Raw genomic sequence first — 20,322 nt, forward strand, 5'->3', positions numbered from 1 at the left:
GGGAATTTTTGAGTGCAATGCATTATTGACGAAATACATTTGGGATACCGCAATTGCCTGTTTAGCATGGATGAGAAACTGTTCCGGCGTAAGTAATTATCTATTGCTCATCACTTTAAATAATGTTCTTTTAGCGCAAACTCCCGGAACATTGAAAATTTTATATTGAACCTAAATATCTGACCAGATGCAAGATACAAACAACACGAACGAAAATAATCTCCCAACATCGGTGCAAGTAAAAACGGATGATACGAGGCGGGACTTTTTGAAAAAAACGTTAGCGGGAACTGCCCTGCTTTCTTTTGGTGGAATTTTACCCGGTTTTAGTGCGAAAAGTTACGCCAACATCATTGGTGCTAATGAGAAAGTGCGCGTTGGCGTGATGGGCGTAAACAGCCGTGGGTTCGCTCTGGCCAGTAATTATGCTTTACAACCAAATTGTGAAGTTGTATATATCTCAGATGTGGATTCAAGGGCTGCGGCAAAATGCATCGCAAAAGTTGGGGAAATCTCTGCTTCGAAACCAAAAAACCAGCCTGATTTCAGAAAGACGCTGGAGGACAAAGAGATGGACGCAATCGTTATAGCAGCACCAGATCACTGGCATGCACCTGCTGCGATTCTGGCGTCGAAAGCGGGAAAACATGTATATCTGGAAAAACCATGCAGCCACAATCCAAATGAGGGAGAGCTTTTAGTTGCTGCCGCGAAAAAATATAAAAATGTCATTCAAATGGGCAATCAACGCCGTTCCTGGCCGAACGTGGCTGCCGGTGTAAAGGAAGTGATAAATGGCTCAATCGGACGCCCTTACTTCGCAAAAGGCTGGTATACCAACAACCGTGCGTCGATAGGAATCGGCAAAGAAGTAGCAGTCCCAACCTGGCTGGACTATGAATTATGGCAGGGGCCTGCGCCAAGAACTCCTTATAAAGACAACCTGATTCATTATAACTGGCACTGGCTTTGGAACTGGGGAACAGGCGAAGCTTTGAACAATGGAACACACATGGTCGATCTAATGCGCTGGGGCTTAGGAGTTGAGTATCCGACACATGTTACATCTTCTGGTGGAAGATACCGTTACAAAGATGATTGGCAAACACCCGATACGCAAGTGATCAGCTGGGATTTTGGCAACGATAAAGGCATGACCTGGGAGGGCAGAAGTTGCAATGGAAGAACAATCGAAGGGGCAAGCGTCGGTGTTGTTTTTTATGGTGAAACAGGATCCATCCAAATCGAACCAGGAAATTCCTACAAAGTTTATGACCTGGAAAATAAACTGGTGAAGGATGTGAAGAACGATTATAAAATAGATCCAAGGAATAAAATGGATCCGTCGCAGGCGCTCGATGCCATCCACATCCAGAATTTTTTCGACGGAATAAAAAACGGTGTAACGGTCAATGCTGAAATTGTCGGCGGACACCAAAGCACTTTGCTGTGCCAGCTAGGCAACATTGCAGTACGTTCAGGCGGCTCTCTTGAAATTGATCCTAAAAACGGCCATATCAAAAATAATAGGGAAGCAGAGAAATTGTGGAAACGCGAGTATGCAAAAGGCTGGGAACCGACAATCTAGTTTAAGAACTAAATAAAAGCTTTCTCCGATTCCTATTTGTCGGAAATTACTTTAAAATAAAACTCAAAAAATGAGTGCTCAATCCACCGCAATTCAGGTAAATCAGTTAAATAAAAGTGACACGATGATCTCAATTCTGATCATTGGTCTGATGTTTTTTATTTTCGGATTCGTTTCCTGGGTGAACTCTATACTTATCCCCTATTTCAAAATAGCCTGCGAGCTGACCAGTTTCCAGGCATATCTGGTTGCCTTTGCATTTTATATTGCGTATTTCGTGATGTCCGTCCCGTCGTCTTTTTTACTTAAAGCGGTTGGTTTCAAAAAAGGCATGATGATCGGTTTCTGGTTTATGGCGGCAGGTGCATTCATTTTTGTTCCTGCGGCGATGTCCCGTACCTACGAAATTTTCCTGCTCGGATTATTCACAATTGGGATAGGGCTGGCCATTTTACAAACTGCCGCAAATCCATACATTACCATTCTTGGGGCGAAAGACAGAGCTGCACAGCGCATAAGTATGATGGGTATTTGCAATAAAGCTGCCGGAATCTTATCTCCGATTGTTTTTGCAGCGGTAATCCTGCGACCTACCGATACCGATTTATTTGCGCAATTAAGTTCAATGACGGATATAGAAAGAAGTGCCGCATTAGATGAATTGATTCGCCGTGTCATCAACCCTTATATCGGTTTAGGAAGTTTTCTTTTTGTTCTGGGATTTTTGGTTTACAAATCTCCTTTACCAGAAATCGATACGGAACATGAAAGCGAAGAAGTTGCGCAGGCGAATGCTGGCAAAAACAGTATTTTCCAGTTCCCTCACTTGATTTTAGGAGCTCTGGCTATCTTTCTTCATGTCGGGACGCAGGTCATTGCCATAGACACGATTATTAGTTACGCCAACTCCATGGGAATTAATTTATTGGAAGCAAAGGTATTTCCGTCCTACACCCTGTTTTGTACCATTTGTGGATACTTAATCGGAATATCACTGATTCCAAAGGTGATAAGCCAGGTGAATGCACTGAGAATTTGTACACTTTTAGGTACTTGTTTTACGCTGCTGATCATTTTCACTCAGGGACAGGTAAGTTTTCTGGGTCACTCCACAGACATTTCTATCTGGTTTGTGGTGTTACTGGGTCTGGCGAATTCTCTTGTTTGGGCAGGGATATGGCCGCTGGCACTCGATGATCTTGGGCGATTTACAAAACTGGGAGCGTCCATAATGATTATGGGATTGTGTGGAAACGCAATTATGCCATTATGTTATGGCTATATCGCTGATTTATATGATGTCAGAACCGCTTACTGGGTGCTCTTTCCATGTTATTTATATCTGGTTTTTTATGCTGTAAAAGGTCATAAAATCCGAAGGTGGGTGATTCAATGACCAACTCCACAATGTCTGACAAAATAAAACCCAATGACTTTAACCAAAATATTCAACGGAAAAATACTCACGCCACACCGTGTGATTAATGGCGGCTGCGTAATTATAGAAAAGGGTAAAATTCTGGAAGTAAGTGAAAAAAATATTGAGATTTCCGATGCTTTCGAAATTGATGCGGATGGAAAATATATAACACCTGGTTTCATAGACCTGCATATTCATGGTGGCGGCGGCGCTGATTTTATGGATGGCACGGAGGAAGCGTTTCTTACAATTGCAGAAACCCACGCCAGATACGGGACAACGGCCATGGTGCCGACCACCTTAACGAGTGAAAAAGAAGACTTGTTAAAAACGCTCGATCTGTACGAAATTGCGAATAAAAACAACAAAAAGGGCGCCCAGTTTTTAGGGATGCACTTGGAAGGGCCCTACTTCGCCATGAGCCAGCGGGGTGCTCAGGATCCTCGTTATATTCGTGATCCGGATCCTGCTGAATATAAAGAAGTTATCGCCCATTCATCTTCTATCACACGATGGAGTGCTGCTCCAGAACTGAAAGGTGCCATCGATTTTGCAAAATATTTAAAGTCAAAAGGAATATTAGCAGCGCTGGCGCATACGGATGCCATCTACGAAGAAGTTTTGGAAGGTTTTGAAAACGGATATACGCTGGCGACACACCTGTATTCGGGCATGTCAGGTGTTACACGCAGGAATGCTTTCCGATATGCAGGAGTGATCGAGAGTGCGTTCATAATCGACGCCATGGATGTAGAAATCATTGCTGACGGTATTCACTTACCGGCGCCTTTGTTGAAATTGATCATGAAAATAAAAGGGCCGGACCGTATTGCTTTAATTACCGATGCCATGCGCGCAGCCGGTATGCCCGAAGGCGACAGTGTGCTCGGACCTTTAAAAACAGGTTTAAAAGTTATTGTCGAAGATGGAGTTGCCAAACTGCCCGACCGTTCTTCTTTCGCAGGAAGTGTCGCAACAGCCGATCGGCTGGTCCGGAATATGGTCCAGTTGGCTGATGTTTCGTTAATCGACGCTGTAAAAATGATAACACTGACGCCAGCCAGAATTATGAATGTTCATGGGCAAAAGGGTTCATTGGCCGCTGGAAAAGACGCAGATCTTGTGATTTTTGATCAGAATATAAACATTGAAAAAACCATCGTTGGCGGTCAAATAATATATGACGCTGTTCACGCAAAGAAGGTAAGTTAAAACGCACGCGACGCCTTTGCGAACTTTGCGTTCCAACTTTTTTGCTTTGCGTGAAAGAAAAATTAAAAAAAATACGAAATGAAAGCCGGAAATTTAGAGATACAAATATTTGATACGAGACAGGAAATGGGCGCAACCGCTGCTAAAACCGTCGCTGCAAAGATCCAGGAGCTATTAAAAACAAAAGAATTTGTTAACATCATATTTGCAGCCGCACCCTCACAGGACGAGTTTCTCTCTGTTTTAGCCGAAGAAAAAAATATTACATGGGAACGGGTCAATGCTTTTCACATGGATGAATATGTAGGACTACCAAACGATGCTCCACAAAATTTCGGCTATTTCCTAAAAACAAGACTTTTTGAAAAGATTCCATTACACGCTGTCCATTATCTGAACGGAAACGCGACGGATATCTCCGAAGAGTGTGACCGTTATGCAAAATTATTGACGGATTTCCCGACGGATATTGTGTGTCTGGGTATCGGTGAAAATTGCCACCTGGCTTTTAATGATCCACATGTTGCATTTTTTGACGACGAGCTGATTGTCAAACAAGTGAGCCTGGACGATGCATGCCGGCAGCAACAGGTTAACGATGCCTGCTTTGAATCATTTGATGAAGTTCCTACCCATGCGTTGACCGTCACCATTCCGGCACTGCTGAAAGCGAAATATGCTTATGCGATTGTACCTGGTCTCAAAAAAGCCGAAGCGGTTCAGCATACCCTTGAAGACGAGATCAGTGAGAAATATCCATCTACCATTCTTCGAAATCATCCTGATGCTATTTTATATATTGATCAGGACAGTGCGGGGAGATTGACGGAAATTTCGTCTTATAAGTAAAAGCCGGGTATCGTTTTGTGAACCCAGACCAATAAGATTATTTATTTTCAACTTTCCACTGTCAATCAGGATTACATGAAGGGAAAACTTTTGACAATCGCTTTAACAGGTATTATCGCATTGAATCAGGGATGTACTACCAAAAAGGAAGAAAAATCAGAGCAAAAAGAGGAAAAATCATTAAGTCTGATTGTTGTTGAACCAGGTCATTTCCATGCCGCTTTGGTTCAGAAATCCATGTACGCAGATGTTAATCCGCTGGTTCATGTGTATGCATCCGATGGCCCGGATGTCAAAGCATATCTTGATAAGGTTGAAAAATACAATACCCGTTCGGAAGACCCGACCAAGTGGGAAGAAAAAGTATATACCGGTCTGGACTTTTTAGAAAAAATGTTGTCTGAAAAGAAAGGTAATGTTGTCGTTCTGGCTGGAAATAATCAGAAAAAAACTGATTTTATAAAAAAATCAGTTGATGCAAGTTTAAATGTTTTAGCAGACAAACCGATGGCTATTGACGCTGCGGGTTTTGACTTGTTAAAAGAAGCGTTCACAAGCGCTGAGAAAAACAAGGTTTTGCTTTACGATATCATGACCGAGCGTTATGAAATCACTAATACATTACAGCGGGAACTGGCGGAACTTCCTGAAATTTTTGGCGACCTGCAAAAAGGAACGTCGTCGGACCCGGCAGTAGTAAAAGAAAGTGTACACCACTTTTTCAAATATATTTCCGGCGAGGCTCTCGTTCGTCCTACCTGGTTTTTTGACGTAAATCAGCAAGGTGAAGGAATGGTTGACGTGACCACACATTTGGTGGATCTGGTACAATGGAGCTGCTTCCCGAACGTAACGCTGGATTATCAGAAAGATATTCAATTGCTTTCTACGAAACGTTCGGCAACCCAGCTCACACCGTCTCAGTTCAAGCTTGTTACTAAAAGTGACACGTATCCAGATTTCCTGAAAAAAGATGTAAAAGACAGCAGTTTGAACGTGTATTCAAATGGTGAAATTAATTACTCGCTGAAAGGAGTTCATGCCAAAGTTTCGGTTATATGGAATTTTCAGGCACCTGAAGGAACAGGTGATACGCATTATTCGATCATGAAAGGCTCTAAGGCAAACCTGATTGTTCGTCAGGGAAAAGATCAAAAATATAAGCCAGTGCTTTATATAGAACAGGTTTCGAAAGATAAAGGATACGAAGAAGCATTAACGAAAAGTTTCAAAACTGTACAGGATAAGTTTCCCGGCATCGAATTGAAGAAAAATGCGAAGGGCTGGGAAATCACGATTCCAGCAAAATATGATACCGGGCATGAATCCCATTTTGCCCAGGTTGCAAATAAGTATATGGAATACCTGAAAGCTGGAAAGTTGCCGGAATGGGAAGTTCCAAATATGATTGCCAAATATTACACGACTACCCAGGCGCTAAAACAAGCAAAAGGCGGAAAGTAAAACGAAATAATTTTAGAAAAGGCGGTGCGGTGTAAAATCTGCACCGCCTTTTTTGTTTTGGCAATATGTAAAAAACCTAAATTTCAGAGGTTCAGCTTTATTTACCTATATTTGTTTTAGTTCAAAATCAATTCATCTATGGAAATTACCAGTATCGATCAGTTAGATCTTAATGGAACTTACAGCTACGCCGATTATCTAAAATGGCATTTTGATGAAAGGATAGAGCTCATAAAAGGAAAAATTTTCAAGATGTCGCCGGCACCGGCGACACGGCATCAGTTAATTGCCGGGCAAATCTATTTTCTTTTCAAAGCCCACTTGAAAAGAAAGCCTTGCAAAGTTTTTTTCGCTCCGTTTGATGTTCGTCTGACACCTCTAAAAAAACAAGAATCTAATAAAATTTACACTGTTGTACAACCCGACATATGTGTAGTCTGCGATTCTTCGAAAATCGATTCAAAAGGCTGTATCGGAGCTCCGGATCTTATCGTCGAAGTGCTCTCTCCTGGCAATACAGACAAAGAAATGAAAGAGAAATTTGAGATCTATGAGGAAAACGGCGTGAAAGCGTACTGGCTTGTTGAGCCGGATCATCACGTAGTTCTGGTATACAAGTTAAACGACGAGGGCAAGTTTATCGGATTAAAACCATTTATTGAATCGGAAACATTGCGGTCAGATGTTATTGAAGGTTTTGAAGTATTGGTAAAAGATATTTTTGACGTCTGAATTAATAAACGAAAAATGCAAAACACCCGCACCAGAATTTCTGATACGGGTGTTTTGCATTTTTGTCATTATCTCCAATTGACGAGGTTTAAACTTTACCCATCACGAACATATCTTCCATGGTTGGATTTGGGCTCCCTCCGGTCTTTTCCAGCGTGATAGCAAACGCCACAGCACCAGGGTTCGCTTGTTTCATTTTCAAGACTTTATGGGAAAATTCCTGATCCAGAACACCCATATCAACCGGCTTACCATCTACGATCGTCCAAAGCTGATATTGTTTACCCGCAGGAGTTGCCGGTAAGTTCTGAACGTCAAGTAAAACGTCATTTGTTTTTGTATCCCAGATCGCGGCTACTATACTTTGAGGAGATTTTTCGAGCCCCGCCATACGCACTACTTTATGGTGTGGATTTCTGTAAAGACTCGCTAACGCATCCTTGTATTCCGCATCCCTTTTAACAACATCCATATCGGATTTCAACACCTCCATTTCTGCGGCATACTGCTCATTTTGTTCCTTAACACCTGACATTTGAAGGGCAGACCACCCAAACAATGCCGCGAACAAGATTGATGCAGCCACAGCAAATTTCGCCCAGGCAGGATAAATGATGGTTGCGCCTGCATCAGATAGGGACGTATCTGTATAAACTTCACGTGCCGGTACTGGTTGCGCTTCCGCTCTAAAATCGCTATCAACAGGCAGTTTTTTTATATTATCGTCAGCATGAACCAATGTAGGTTCAGTACCGATCAGTTCAGCAGATTCAGGTTCTCCTGTAACCTCATCGAAATTCATCTGAGCGAAAAGCGTCTCTTTCAAAAAAGCCGGTGGTGGTGTCTGATGTTTCAGTGCATATTGCTCCAAAGCGCTCTCCGTGCGCATCAACTCCTCTTTTATCTCTGGATAAATATGAGACATACACTCCACTTCCTGCTTCTCCTGAGAAGAAACGGTGCCCAATACATATTCCTCTAATATACCGGACTCTATGTAGGCTTGGATATTCATACTGCAAAGTATTGTTTTAACTCTTGTAATGCTGTTCGGATTCTTGATTTCACTGTACCCAGCGGTATCTTCAATTCTTCGGAAATTTCTTCATGTGTATAACCTTGAAAATAGGCCATATCAATTAAAATTTTCCGCTCCGGCCGAAGCATATTAACGATTGATTTCATGTCCGAACTAACGGTATTTAACTCCTCACTGGTGTCGCGCTCATTCAGTGCAACCCGATCATTGATATCATCCATGATCGGTTTTCTACCCTCAACGCGTGCGGCATCGATGGCACCATTTCGGGCAATATTTAAAATCCAGGTAAAAAGTCTTCCCTTTTCCGGATTGTACGAGGCAATGTTTTTCCAGATTTTCAAAAATGATTCCTGTAACACATCAGCAGCCCGTTCCTCATCACGCAATGTTTTGCATATTATATTAAATAATGCCCCAGAGTAGTGATCGTAGAGGAATTCAAATGCAGTCCTCTCATTTCTTTTGAGAGCCACTACAAGTTCTTCTTCCGAATATTTTACTTTGCTAGTCGCCAAGAGTCGCTTAACATTAAATTTTACATTTCTTATTGGCAAGCTAATAAAATTTCCCAAGATCTGTTCAACTGGTAAGTATATAATTACCAGCCTTTGACTATAATCCGAAATCGTTTGTAATCCGGACGGAGGCGCCCCAATTAGCAAGCTTGGTACTTTGATCATTTTAGTGTGCTTTTTATCATATACGTGAAAAGCAGATTATTAGATCAATTCAAATGTTCCAGTTCAAAGAGATTATAAAAAAATTTGATAAGTGCAGCGTGATCGTATTAAATTTTGCAAAAAAAGTCATTTCTGTAACTAAAACCGGTTTCAGTTAAAACTTTAACTTCCATTTACGAACTATTCTAATCTAAGTTTTGAATTCAAGGTTTCATTTACGGAGCAGTTCCACACGCCAGTAAGTCAGGAAAAGAAAGAATACCATAAGACTTAAAAGATAGACCACATTGCGGGAGTCAACTAAACCTTTCCCTAAGGAACGATATTGTTCATCCAGCGCGGTCCAGGAAAAAATATCGGCGGCAAACCCACTTCCTAATAATGCTGATATTGAGCCAAAACCAACATACCAGATAAATGCCAGAAACACACCAAGTATAAACGCTATAACCTGATTTTCATTCAGCGATGAGGACCATATTCCCATTGAAACGAGAACCCCACTAAAAAGCGAAAGCCCGATATAAGAACCAAAAACTGCCGCTGAATCAATATTCCCGACCGGATTTCCCAATTTATAAATGCTGATATAATAAAGTATCGTTGGTAAAATGGTGAGTAATACTAAAATCCAGTTTGCAAAAAATTTACCCAGGATCAGCTCCCAATTCCTGATCGGTTTGGTTAGTAATAATTCAAGCGTCCCTGTCCGGCTTTCCTCTGCCAGCGAGCGCATCGTAATGGCAGGAATCAAAAACAAAAGAACATACGGCGCAAGACTAAAAAAAGCATTTAGGTCGGCATATCCATAATCCAGAACGTTGGAGTCAGGAAAAACCCAGACGATAAGTCCGACAGCAATCAAAAAGACCGCCATCACCATATAGGCAACGAGCGAATTAAAAAAACTACCTATCTCTTTTTGAAAAATTGCAAACACCTTTTGATAGAAAAATTAAGAAAAAAATAAAAAATTCGTTTGATTGTCAACGGTCTGAACTCTATTTATATTTCAAAACAGATCCCCTATCATCGGAGCAAACAAGAAAAATATTATTCAAAAACGGGCTTATCGCGGCGAAGAATCGCAGCGATGATCAATGAAAAAATAAATCCGAGTAACAAGAATCCGAAAACACCCGCAGCAAACATTATCCCCGGAGAACTGAATTTTTCAGAAAGCTCCATATAGTGATCAATTTGCGAGTCGTCCAGGCCCTGCGCTTCCATATCTGCTCTCGCTTTGTCCAATATCTGAGTCCGGATCGTCGGATCAATGAAACGAACGTAAAACATTGAAAACATTGATGAAAAAAAACCTAAAATAGCAGAAACAAGACTTCCCAAACCTAAACCTTCACCATAACTCATGAATCCCTTATTTGTCTCCCGGTATTCTTTCATAGCCAGGTAGATTCCAATAATCATGATGAGGTAGGAAACCATTGCCAGCCACTTATTTTGTGACTGTCCAGATACGAAGGTGATCGTCGTAAAAATGATGATGGCAACCGATGTTAAAATTCCATATTTAAGCGCTGTACGAGCAGTGGATGCTTGTTCTTCCATAATGATCCGTGTGTAAATTTAAAGCATGAAGAGGATTTGAAAAATGACTGTCAGTAAATTTATGATTTATTGTGAAATACACCATAATCCTGTTTTCTGAAAATCAACGTGATAATCAGGATTGGAATAATTGATAATAATAACTTCTGGCTTATTTCATTTTTTATAACAATTGACGGATCGTTGTCCCGAATCTCGTTATAAAGTTTCATAAACTCCACTTCACTCAAATAACTCAGCTGATCCTTCCGGTTTGTGGTTAACAATTCCAGACCCGCTGTGATGTAATCGGTAAAAACACTTGGATCTATTTGTGTAATGAACAAATAAATCAGCCAGCCATTCAGGATCGCAGCTACACAGGTAATCACATAACCCATACTCAAAGCTTCCCAAAGGTGCAGAAATCCGCCTCCGTAGGTTTTTCTGTAATACCAGCATGCTCCTGAAATCAGGATAGCAAAAATCCCCATATCAAACGCTCTGATGTTGCCCAGTGGCATAATCTGTAAGGCATACAGTCCAAGAAAAAAAGCGAATGCCAGTATTCCTGTAATCCCACCAAAAACCAGCGATACTTTTAAAAGCGGTTTGTCAAAATAACTTAATATTGATTTCATAATGAATTATAGTAGAATGACAGATTAACAAACAGGAAGTCCCGTTTGTTAATCTGTCATTCAGAAATGAATTTAAAACCAGTTCAGGCTGCCGTTGTTAAAAACGCCGCGAACGGAACCTTTTAACGTTTTACCTAAAAATGGTGTATTTTTTGATTTCGAATAAGTCTTCTCAAAAACCCATTCTGTTTCTGGCTCAAAAAAGGTAAGATTAGCCTCCGAGCCTTCGGAGACGGCAATTTCTTCCTGTCTTAATATAAACCTTGGCTGAGAGGTAAATTTCTCAACTATATCTTCCGTATCCAGTCCGCTAAACATTACTGCAAGGGAATATGCCGTTTCAAGTCCTGTTATTCCAAAATCGGCATGATCAAATTCCAGATTTTTACTTTCCTCATCATGCGGGGTATGATCTGAAACAATTGCATCGATCGTTCCGTCTGATAAGCCCTGACGAATCGCGTCATGATCCGGTGTGGAACGGAATGGCGGATTAACTTTTAAATTGGTATCAAAATCAATGAGATCCTTATCTTCATAAGCAAGCTGATGCGCAGCGACGTCACAGCTTACAGGCAACCCGTTTTTCTTGGCTTCCCTGATCAACGCAACAGCTTCTTTTGTAGAAACAAGAGAAATGTGAAGTATGGGCTGACCTGTCAGTTCAATAGAAGATTTTTCCAACGCATATTCCAGCAATTTCAAATCACGGTTCAGCATCATTTCCTCCGCCAGGGACGGCATACCTTTCATCCCGATCAGCGTACTGGTTATTCCTTCATGCATCTGCCCGAACACGGTCAGCTGACGATCCTCCGGACGGTTCATCAACAGCGCATTCAAAGGCTGCAGATACAAAATTGTCTTCAAAAAAAGATCAGCGTTCTGAACCGGATGTTCCCCATCTGTGAAGGCGATTGCGCCAGCCGTATGCAGGTCGATCATTTCTGTGAAATCTACACCCTCCGCTTTACGCGTCACAGCAGCTGCGACGTGGAGTTTAACCAATCCGCCACGACCGGAATTTTTGATGTAGTTTAAAGTGTCTTTGCTATGAACAACAGGCTCGGAATTTGGCAGCAAAACGATTTCTGTAAAACCACCATGAGCTGCTGCTTCACGAACTGAATCAATATCTTCCTTTTGTTCGAAACCCGGGTCACGGGAGGCGACCCGCATATCAACCCAACCAGCCGAAACGCATAAACCATTTCCTTGTTTTTCTTCCGCCCCCTCTTCCGACAACGCATCACCAATCTGAGCTATTTTCCCATCCCGGATCAGTATATCTTTAACCTGCCCGTGAAAAGGAGATTTTTTATCAATGATTCGAACCGATCGAATTAATACTTTCATAAATTATTGTGACCGCAATACATGAATTTACTCCAAAAAATAAACGAAGGAAATCCGTCCGTTTAGTCTGAAAAATTCTTTATTTGATATCTTCTATTTTAACAGGCAAAAAAAAAGCTCCCTTCGGAGCTTTCAATCTTTCATCAGGCACCAATGAATTGTTTGTAATCTTCAACAGAAAGTAATCCTTCGGTGTCCTCAGGATTTGCCAAAGTTATTTTAACCATCCAGCCGCGTCCGTAAGGATCAGAGTTTACCAGTTCAGGTTCACTGTCCAATTCATCGTTAACTTCTGTCACTGTTCCGGCAACCGGAATAAACAAGTCCGAAACCGTCTTAACAGCCTCAACAGAGCCAAAGACTTCTCCCTTCCCGAGCGAATCCCCAACTGTATTAATGTCTACATACACGATATCACCCAATTCTTTCTGAGCGTGATCTGTAATTCCGATAAATGCCGTATCTCCTTCAATACGGATCCATTCGTGATCTTCTGTGTACTTTAGTTCTGAAGGGAAATTCATGATATAATTAGAGTAAGTTTTGAAACGTATTTCAGACGCAAATTACACGATGTAGTTTGTATTTTCCAAATCGAATTTTATTCAGCCAGATTGAACTTCAACTGGACACCACCCGAAGTACTGGAACGATAAAACGAGTTGGATACCAACGGATCATTAAATGTCCTGTCAAAATAGAATTGGCAACTCAATCTGTTGTTCACAACATAATTGATTGTAGGGTGAAGCTGGAAATTGATATTACCGGCGATCGGTATATTTTCTCCGTCGAACTTGCGCTGAATATGGCGCGTATCACGGAAAGTTAAACCAAGCTGCATGGTCATATCGTTTTTCAATTTTTTCTTCACACCATTGATCTTGAATGGAAGCGGAACATTATTTTTCGTAAAACCAATATTAACCGTCACATCCTGATTGAATAGTTCGGCTACCTGGGAATTGGAAAGATTAAGTGCTACCGTCCTGTCCCGGTTATAATCCACACTTCCCGTAATCCTGCTCTGCGTACGGAATGTCACCCCGACCAGCGGAGCAAATTTCTCAGAAAGCGTAATGGTGCTCATTGAGAAAACCGGCACATACTGTCCCAGATAATTTGTTTTGGAAGATAGCGGATAACCCGTTACTGCCAGGTTAACGTACAGCGCTTCGTAATCAAGATTTGAAGTAAAGTTACCAACACTATAAGTCGAAGAATATCTGTGCTTCATCGTAAAGCTGCTGAACAATCTCTTAAATGCCGGAAGCCTTGCCAGACCATCATAATTGATATCCCAGTTTGGCATCGGGAATTTCAGGAATGGATTCGTACGAACAGTTTCTGGATCCTTCCCGGTGTATGCAGCGAAGAAAGACGAAATAAGTACATCCTGAGAATTTTCATTGTATTCCCCACTTCCACTCGTATTTTCAGTATTAAGGCGGTCTCTCAAAATTGCCCGGTATGATATAAATTTATCAAATACGGGAGAAGAATTATCCTTTCTGATTTTAGCAAATGCAGTTCTGAATGACATAAATGACATACTGAACTGACCATTCCGTAGTGGATTCTGATGGGTAAAATCGCCTGTCGAATCCGGTCTGTAAAACTCCTGATAAGCATCCTGCCGCGTCAGCCTTACTTCAATCTGCATCCGGAAATCTTTGAAAGGTTCCAGTGAAGTATTGGCCGCAAAGTTCTTGGCAATGGTTTGCTGGAATGGCTGGTTCTGTTCTTTACTTTTCGTAATCCATCCATTGGCAGCCGCTTTCGTCTGGAAGTTCCGATCCTGTTCTCCCAGTACAAAACCTAGTCCCGGTGCGTTTGCATTATCCAGACCAAAATACTTCGGTGCACGTAAATAACCTGGAAGTGCCGTTGTTTCCTGCACGGAATAACTGACATTGATACCACGAACCGTCATCAAAACACGGGTGATGTTTTTCAAAAGATCCGTTGTACGCAAATCGATGTCTTCAATATCACCAGGACTTCTGGCAAAATTCTTGCGCTGCGCAGACGGCGTATTGGCAAATTTCAGATAACGCAATTTATTATAAAGCATCACAAAATCTACTTTTCCCGTAATACCTCTTTCGCGACTATTCCTGATAATATCTCCAAAAGGAAGGCTATCGGCATCCATAAGACCAAATGCATTTGCCTGATAATTGTAACCAACTGAATGTGAATAATCCGCAGTCATCCAGTCAAACAGTGGAATTTTATCCAGCGGCAAGCGATAAGTAAGCTTGATTTTCTGATCGAAATTCTTGATCCGACCCAGATTTTTAAAATTACTCCAAAGCGAATCTCTTTTTTGTGACGTATTCAGGTCGCCCTGGGGCTCGTCGATGATCGCGTTTGCAGATGCATTGTACATCAGCGTCATGTTCTTCGTCAGGTTCCATCCGAAATCGTAATAACGGTTAAACCAGAAATATTTTTCGAACATCGGCGTCATACCTTCTGTTGTCAGATCAGAATTCCGAAGCTGCGTTCTGGCAAAACGGCGGTCCACGTCAGTCCGGATTGAAACCATATTCGGAAGTAGTGTCAGGTTAAAATCCCTGACAAATTCCGCATAACGGTTTGTTGCCTTCATGTTTTTGAAAGGCTCAAAAGGCTTCGGCTGGCTGCTGTATATATAGGCAATTCCACCTTTATACATCCGCTGCGAATATTCCTGTGTCAGGATATTTCTTCTCGTATCGTCACTGAAAGCATAGGTAAAGGCAAAGTTTTCAAAATCATAAAAATGATTTTTCGCTCCTGGCTTCATCTTAATTTTCCGGACATTTGAAAAATTGATCCCTCGCCTTACCGCATTCTCCTCCACCAAACGCCGGTAACCGTCCCGTTCTTCATCAGACTGTAAATTGCCCAGGGAAGTCGATAAGGGTGTGTCAGGATCGAGCGGATCAAAATGTGGTTTTACATTTCTTCTGTCATAACTTACAAACAATGGAATACTGAATCCCCACTGCTGCGGCAACAATTTATCGACTGCGATATTAGAAGAAAAACCATATTCAGTAGTCAGGTTACGGGAGCGCTCCCCAATGCGTTGCTGAACACTTCCAAATCCAAAAGTTTCCACACGGCCAGAAGCTGTAACCGTTGCAAAATCTGCAAGTTTGGCGTTCAGTTGAGCAATTGCAGCCCAGCCGCCCTTATCATCAAAACCCTCCGCATGCATTTCATCCGTCCATATACAGAAACTTTTCGCACGTTCGTCTGCTGATTTTGGATTTCGCATACCGATCATCATCACACGTACGGCACTTAAATCCGGATTACCAACCACTGTAATTTTATATCTTCCGTCGCTTGTGGTGATCGTGTAGGGAATACTTTGATTTTTGTCAATACTGCGGTTACGCTCCGCTTTGGCACGGATCAAATCGTCCAGAGCAATATTTAGTTCATTATTTTCCGGCCAGATTTCTTCACGTACTGCGGTATTTTCACGCGTCGACTGCAAGCCTGAGATATCGATTTCGTAATAATTCTGAGTAAGGTCAGTCCCAATTCTCATGAAAGCACCAACCATTCCGTTTTCGTTATCGTCATTCTGCATGTGGATATACATACGCAGACGCTTACGGAATAAAAGGTCCAGATTTACATTTTTAAAAACTGCTCTCGAATCACCGTCACGAAGATTCGTTACACAAAGACTCATTGATTGCTCATTCAATTGCAAACTGGGTCTCTGGGTAAAATCCTGATCCCGCTCCCAACCTGGTGGTAACTGATAAATGTATTTTTTGTCTGTACTGTTTGCCGGATTTACCGCCACGCCATTTTCCTCAATACTCACAGTTCCAACCGTAAATTTCGCATCATAAGGTTCAGGAACTTCCTGTAAACCCGCTGCATCCAGATTGTAGGTATACTTCCGGTATTGCTGCCCGATCATTTGCAACTGCGCAAAACGAAGCACAACCGGCTGCTGGAAATCAGCCAGGTACATACGCATGAAGCGGATGGATTTGAAACCGTTAATTGATCCAACCTGATTGGTAAATTCTTTAATCGGCACACGGAATAAATACCAGTTTTGCGTGCCGCCATCACTGGTTGTGGTGGTTTTATCAACAATAAAACCGCTACCAACACTCAGTTGATTTGGTTTCAGGTCAATTGAATATTCGTAATAGGCTTCGTTGTCATTGATCGTATTATCAACGTTCATATCCTCTCCATCCGGAATACTTCCCGACGCCGGCGTTACCTGCGAAGAGTTTCCAAGACTTTCAGGAGAGTTATTTTCCATACCGATATATTCTTTATACCGTTCGAGAATTTTTAAATCTTCTGCATCCTGCTCTTCGCCTAAGAAATATTTAAAGTCATCTCCCGAGGGGTCAGCAAGTATTCTTGCTCTTGCTTCGGCAGTAAGATTCGCTGGCAATCGATCCAGATATTCCTTGAAAAATGTTCTTTCCTCTTCACTGCTCAGACCATCCAAACCAACATCCTGCTTTTGGCGCGCACCAGCTTCGTTACTGAAAGCATTGATCAGATATTGAGATTTTGTCACTTGTCCCCAAACCGTCTGCTCAACATTTTCACCAACTATTTTCTCGGTAAGCGGAAGGCCATTTTCAAAATTATAACGTTCATCAGGTATCACATCCTCTGAAATGTCGCCCAAATTGAAAACAAGCTTACCGCCCGTTGTGTTATTCTGAGGATTTGCTGATCCGTCGCGGACAACGCCATTTGGTCCCGTTACAAAAGGGTCCAGCATCCAGAATTCAATACTTTCAATATTGGCATTATCAAAGTCATTATCCGAAGTAATGGCCCGGCTTAATCCACCAAAATTCTGTCTTGGATTTTTCAAACGTCCATTCGCATCCAGGTCAGTATTAAAGTTATACATACCACGTTCAGTCGGATAGTATGCAATGTCCAATACGTTTTGAGGATAATTGATCAAACCTGCGACAGAACGGTTCGGAAAGATATCTTTTGGAAGATATAATTTTTCATAAACGTTTTTCCGATCGTCATCCGTAATATTCGTGGGCGATTGGGCTGCACCGCCCAAACCGGCTGCACCTCCGAAAAGATTATCAATAACATACGCCGAAATTTTCGCGCGTTTGTATCCGTAATCCAGCGTTTTACCGTCAAATCCCTGACGATACTGAGGCGGCACGGCAGATAAACGCCATTTTTGTGGTTGTCTTGCCAAATCATAAACGGTCCGGGTCGATTCAAAATCATCGATGAGAGAGCGGTTATTGACTTCCTTGGAAACGCCTGGCAACAATTGTGCAAATTCAGCTTTGAACTGAATGCTCGACATTTCTTTGGTTTGCAATAAAGGAAGTGCGTCCAGCCAGCGCGTCAGGAATGGAACATTTTTACGGATGTTCACATTAAAACCAAGCATAGTATTGTTAACCGGTTCATTACCAATAGCAACACGGGTTAGAAATCCGGCAGGTTTTTCCTTATACCGGATTGCTGTTAAGCCCAAACTGATATCACGGTTTACGACATAGTCAAGGTGCGTACCAAGCAGCGTCCGTATCTGATTCTGGAACATATCCGGACGTTCATATTCAATGACAATTTCCCGTCCTGAATTCATAACGCTTCCGTTCAAAATACGAACTCTGCCGATCTGCGCTTCAACGATATAATCCGACCCGGCAGATAATGGAACGCCACCTGAAGTTACGGTTACCGAAGTTTCCAAAACGCCGTAGGGCAATGAAACCTCAGCGCCGCCGCTGGATTGGTATGAACCTTTAATATAAAATTTATTGCGTTCTGTCACCTGCTGCGCATCGATCATCGTCGTGCGATAGAGCTCGTTGAAAACATATTTTTTACGAAACGCATCCTCGCTCAACCTTGCGTTAAGATTAGAACCAAACGGTTCCAATACCGGGAAAAACACCCGACCTGTCTTTGTATCAATGGTCACGCCGTCGACAAAGTCAAAATTGCCGTCTGGCTGCAAATCGTTCACAGGATTTAACCTGTCAAGTCCCATCACACGGATCAAAGGAATATTGGCAAGATTACTTTCCTGTAAGTTTGGGTTATCGATACCGGTTAAATCGTCTTTGTAAATAATGCGTAACTGGAAACCGGTTTTATCAATTGAGCTTGTCCCAAGGGTATAAACGTTTTTCATCATCAAATCCCACATCGGCAACGTTGTATTGTTACGAATTGTGGAAGATTTAATCAATTTCAACGCGATAACTTCGTCATCCTGGCGATTCTGGTAATCTTCGGTCAGTTCCCCTACTTTATATGACCTTCCATTGAAAGTGTACTCATAAGCAACAGCAAGAACCTCATCATTTCTTAGAGGAGTCGTTAGGGAAATAAAGCCTAATTGTGGACTGAACGTATATTCACGTTCTGCCACGAGCCTTTTTGCTCCTCTCAACAATTCATAATCTACTGTCTTTTCAAGCCCTAAATTGGTGATTGCAGAATTGGCATTATCTACCTGCCTGAACCCGGGGTTGTCGGCTAGTGTTTTGTATAAACCGTTTGTGGCATTGTCAGCAGGCTGATTTGCACGAATCGGCTGAATATTTGGATTTCCTGTTTTATATGGTGCTGGTTCGCCGAGATCGGTGAAACCGACAATATTTCTTAGTGATTCTGTAGTTGTCGTCCTGTTTGTAACATAAACTTCCATTCGGGTAACGGTAACTCCGGATGTATTTTGAGGTGTGTTCCTTAAAGCGCTTTCATATTTATTCCTGAAATATTGAGACAGGAAAAAGTTTCTGTTTTCGTCGTAATTATCTACCCGTATTTCAAAATCACGGCTTTGTGCACCTCCCCGCAAAACAATTCTTTCCTTACTCGAACGCTGCTGAGACGCCACAAACGTTGCACTTAAACGTCCAAACTGAAATTCGGTTTTTAAACCGAATAAATTTTGAACACCCGGTATGAGCTGGCTGTTAATGGCCCAGTTAATATTTCCAGCCTCAATCTTCCGGAGAAAACTTTCTTCCGGGTTTTTATAATTCAGTTTTAAAGCATTTTCAAAATTGAAACTTGCCTTGGTATCAAAATTGGTAAGAAAACCCAGCCTGTCTCCCAGATTGGCATTGAAATTAATTGCAATCTGTTCGTTGAAAATAAAATTGGTATTACGTCTTTGACGAATAGGAAGAGCAGGATTATCAATAAACTGATTCATCACACCAATGTCCAGTGCCACGAAACCAGTTGGTTTAAAGTCAAGGAAATTGTCTCCAAGAATTTTTGACAAAGCGGGTGGCACGTCAAGTTTAGGCAAAAGGCCTCTTGCACCCATGGCACTTTTCCCATCTTGCCTCGATGAATATTCGCGCAACAAACTTTTGAAGGCGCGATCTTCCAATGCTTTATCATACGTTTCCATATCCATACTCTCCGGAGCCCGATAATCAAGGTTTCCTGATGGCGTTTGAATATTTTCAGTAACAGCAATTTTGCCGGAACTGTCCAGTAAAATATTGGTGGAAATATTTGCCGGATCTTTCAGATAGAAAGGTGAACGTGGCCTTGGCTGGGCAAATTTGTTGGAATAAAAATCTTTCCAACGCATGATCAGCTGATTGCCGGAGCGATCAACATTTTTGCGGGTCGTATCCGGAATCGTGTCCATAAGTATAGCCCAGTCGGCCAGAGCTTCGGAATTAGATTCAGTTTTATCAAAAGAAGCCGTTGCCAGCAGCAAAGCTCCGGATGAGATCGTAATGGCCTTAAAGAGGGATGAGTAAACCGTTGATGACAAAGCTTAATAC

Annotated in this window: 14 protein-coding genes; 6 read left to right on the top strand and 8 right to left on the bottom strand. The window is 41.9% G+C overall.

Going from position 1 to position 20,322, the window contains the following annotated elements:
• Positions 1-187 precede the first annotated feature (187 nt).
• The 6 genes from AC1XUO_RS13855 to AC1XUO_RS13880 all read left to right on the top strand — a co-directional run bounded on the left by AC1XUO_RS13855 (position 188) and on the right by AC1XUO_RS13880 (position 7,265).
• Complete coding sequence (locus tag AC1XUO_RS13855; RefSeq protein ID WP_483330423.1) at positions 188-1,588, top strand: Gfo/Idh/MocA family oxidoreductase; 1,401 nt, start codon at positions 188-190, stop codon at positions 1,586-1,588.
• 70 nt (positions 1,589-1,658) lie between these two features.
• Entirely contained in the window at positions 1,659-2,984 is a 1,326-nt protein-coding gene (locus AC1XUO_RS13860) for a sugar MFS transporter (protein ID WP_483330424.1), read from the top strand.
• Between the two features lie 33 nt (positions 2,985-3,017).
• Entirely contained in the window at positions 3,018-4,220 is a 1,203-nt protein-coding gene (gene nagA, locus AC1XUO_RS13865; RefSeq protein ID WP_483330425.1) for an N-acetylglucosamine-6-phosphate deacetylase, read from the top strand.
• A gap of 78 nt (positions 4,221-4,298) precedes the next feature.
• Positions 4,299-5,069, top strand: coding sequence for a glucosamine-6-phosphate deaminase (locus AC1XUO_RS13870; protein ID WP_483330426.1), 771 nt, complete (start codon positions 4,299-4,301; stop codon positions 5,067-5,069).
• 75 nt (positions 5,070-5,144) lie between these two features.
• The gene (locus AC1XUO_RS13875) at positions 5,145-6,533 is read left to right on the top strand and encodes a putative oxidoreductase C-terminal domain-containing protein (protein WP_483330427.1); all 1,389 of its coding nucleotides are present in this window, start codon (positions 5,145-5,147) and stop codon (positions 6,531-6,533) included.
• A 138-nt stretch (positions 6,534-6,671) separates the two neighbouring features.
• Positions 6,672-7,265, top strand: a complete 594-nt coding sequence (locus tag AC1XUO_RS13880) for a Uma2 family endonuclease (RefSeq protein ID WP_483330428.1) — start codon at positions 6,672-6,674, stop codon at positions 7,263-7,265.
• An 88-nt stretch (positions 7,266-7,353) separates the two neighbouring features.
• On the opposite strand, the gene AC1XUO_RS13885 is transcribed toward AC1XUO_RS13880, so the two are convergent.
• The 8 genes from AC1XUO_RS13885 to sov all read right to left on the bottom strand — a co-directional run bounded on the left by AC1XUO_RS13885 (position 7,354) and on the right by sov (position 20,312).
• Positions 7,354-8,280 (bottom strand): anti-sigma factor, encoded by a 927-nt coding sequence (locus tag AC1XUO_RS13885; protein ID WP_483330429.1) that lies wholly within the window; start codon positions 8,278-8,280, stop codon positions 7,354-7,356.
• Positions 8,277-8,822, bottom strand: a complete 546-nt coding sequence (locus AC1XUO_RS13890) for an RNA polymerase sigma factor (RefSeq protein ID WP_483330430.1) — start codon at positions 8,820-8,822, stop codon at positions 8,277-8,279. The genes AC1XUO_RS13885 and AC1XUO_RS13890 overlap by 4 nt, the downstream gene beginning before the upstream one ends.
• Positions 8,823-9,198: 376 nt before the next feature.
• Positions 9,199-9,927 (bottom strand): gliding motility-associated ABC transporter permease subunit GldF, encoded by a 729-nt coding sequence (gene gldF, locus AC1XUO_RS13895; protein ID WP_483330431.1) that lies wholly within the window; start codon positions 9,925-9,927, stop codon positions 9,199-9,201.
• Between the two features lie 113 nt (positions 9,928-10,040).
• Positions 10,041-10,556 (bottom strand): DUF4199 domain-containing protein, encoded by a 516-nt coding sequence (locus tag AC1XUO_RS13900; RefSeq protein ID WP_483330432.1) that lies wholly within the window; start codon positions 10,554-10,556, stop codon positions 10,041-10,043.
• Positions 10,557-10,615: 59 nt separating this feature from the next.
• Positions 10,616-11,176 carry a DUF4199 domain-containing protein gene (locus AC1XUO_RS13905; protein WP_483330433.1) on the bottom strand — a complete coding sequence of 187 codons (561 nt, stop codon included), beginning with the start codon at positions 11,174-11,176 and terminating at the stop codon, positions 10,616-10,618.
• Positions 11,177-11,248: 72 nt separating this feature from the next.
• Entirely contained in the window at positions 11,249-12,532 is a 1,284-nt protein-coding gene (locus AC1XUO_RS13910; protein WP_483330434.1) for a dihydroorotase, read from the bottom strand.
• 143 nt (positions 12,533-12,675) lie between these two features.
• Complete coding sequence (gcvH, locus tag AC1XUO_RS13915) at positions 12,676-13,056, bottom strand: glycine cleavage system protein GcvH (RefSeq protein ID WP_235151954.1); 381 nt, start codon at positions 13,054-13,056, stop codon at positions 12,676-12,678.
• Between the two features lie 77 nt (positions 13,057-13,133).
• Positions 13,134-20,312, bottom strand: a complete 7,179-nt coding sequence (gene sov, locus AC1XUO_RS13920; RefSeq protein WP_483330435.1) for a T9SS outer membrane translocon Sov/SprA — start codon at positions 20,310-20,312, stop codon at positions 13,134-13,136.
• Positions 20,313-20,322 lie beyond the last annotated feature (10 nt).

This window comes from Dyadobacter sp. HNCC25DJ186 (assembly GCF_056895235.1).

Excerpts from the sequence above, each read along its gene's own strand:
- AC1XUO_RS13905 (WP_483330433.1), bottom strand. The coding sequence starts at position 11,176 with ATGAAATCAATATTAAGTTATTTTGACAAACCGCTTTTAAAAGTATCG.
- AC1XUO_RS13855 (WP_483330423.1), top strand. The coding sequence starts at position 188 with ATGCAAGATACAAACAACACGAACGAAAATAATCTCCCAACATCGGTG.
- AC1XUO_RS13910 (WP_483330434.1), bottom strand. The coding sequence starts at position 12,532 with ATGAAAGTATTAATTCGATCGGTTCGAATCATTGATAAAAAATCTCCT.
- AC1XUO_RS13870 (WP_483330426.1), top strand. The coding sequence starts at position 4,299 with ATGAAAGCCGGAAATTTAGAGATACAAATATTTGATACGAGACAGGAA.
- gcvH (WP_235151954.1), bottom strand. The coding sequence starts at position 13,056 with ATGAATTTCCCTTCAGAACTAAAGTACACAGAAGATCACGAATGGATC.
- AC1XUO_RS13875 (WP_483330427.1), top strand. The coding sequence starts at position 5,145 with ATGAAGGGAAAACTTTTGACAATCGCTTTAACAGGTATTATCGCATTG.
- AC1XUO_RS13885 (WP_483330429.1), bottom strand. The coding sequence starts at position 8,280 with ATGAATATCCAAGCCTACATAGAGTCCGGTATATTAGAGGAATATGTA.
- nagA (WP_483330425.1), top strand. The coding sequence starts at position 3,018 with ATGACTTTAACCAAAATATTCAACGGAAAAATACTCACGCCACACCGT.
- AC1XUO_RS13860 (WP_483330424.1), top strand. The coding sequence starts at position 1,659 with ATGAGTGCTCAATCCACCGCAATTCAGGTAAATCAGTTAAATAAAAGT.
- AC1XUO_RS13900 (WP_483330432.1), bottom strand. The coding sequence starts at position 10,556 with ATGGAAGAACAAGCATCCACTGCTCGTACAGCGCTTAAATATGGAATT.
- AC1XUO_RS13880 (WP_483330428.1), top strand. The coding sequence starts at position 6,672 with ATGGAAATTACCAGTATCGATCAGTTAGATCTTAATGGAACTTACAGC.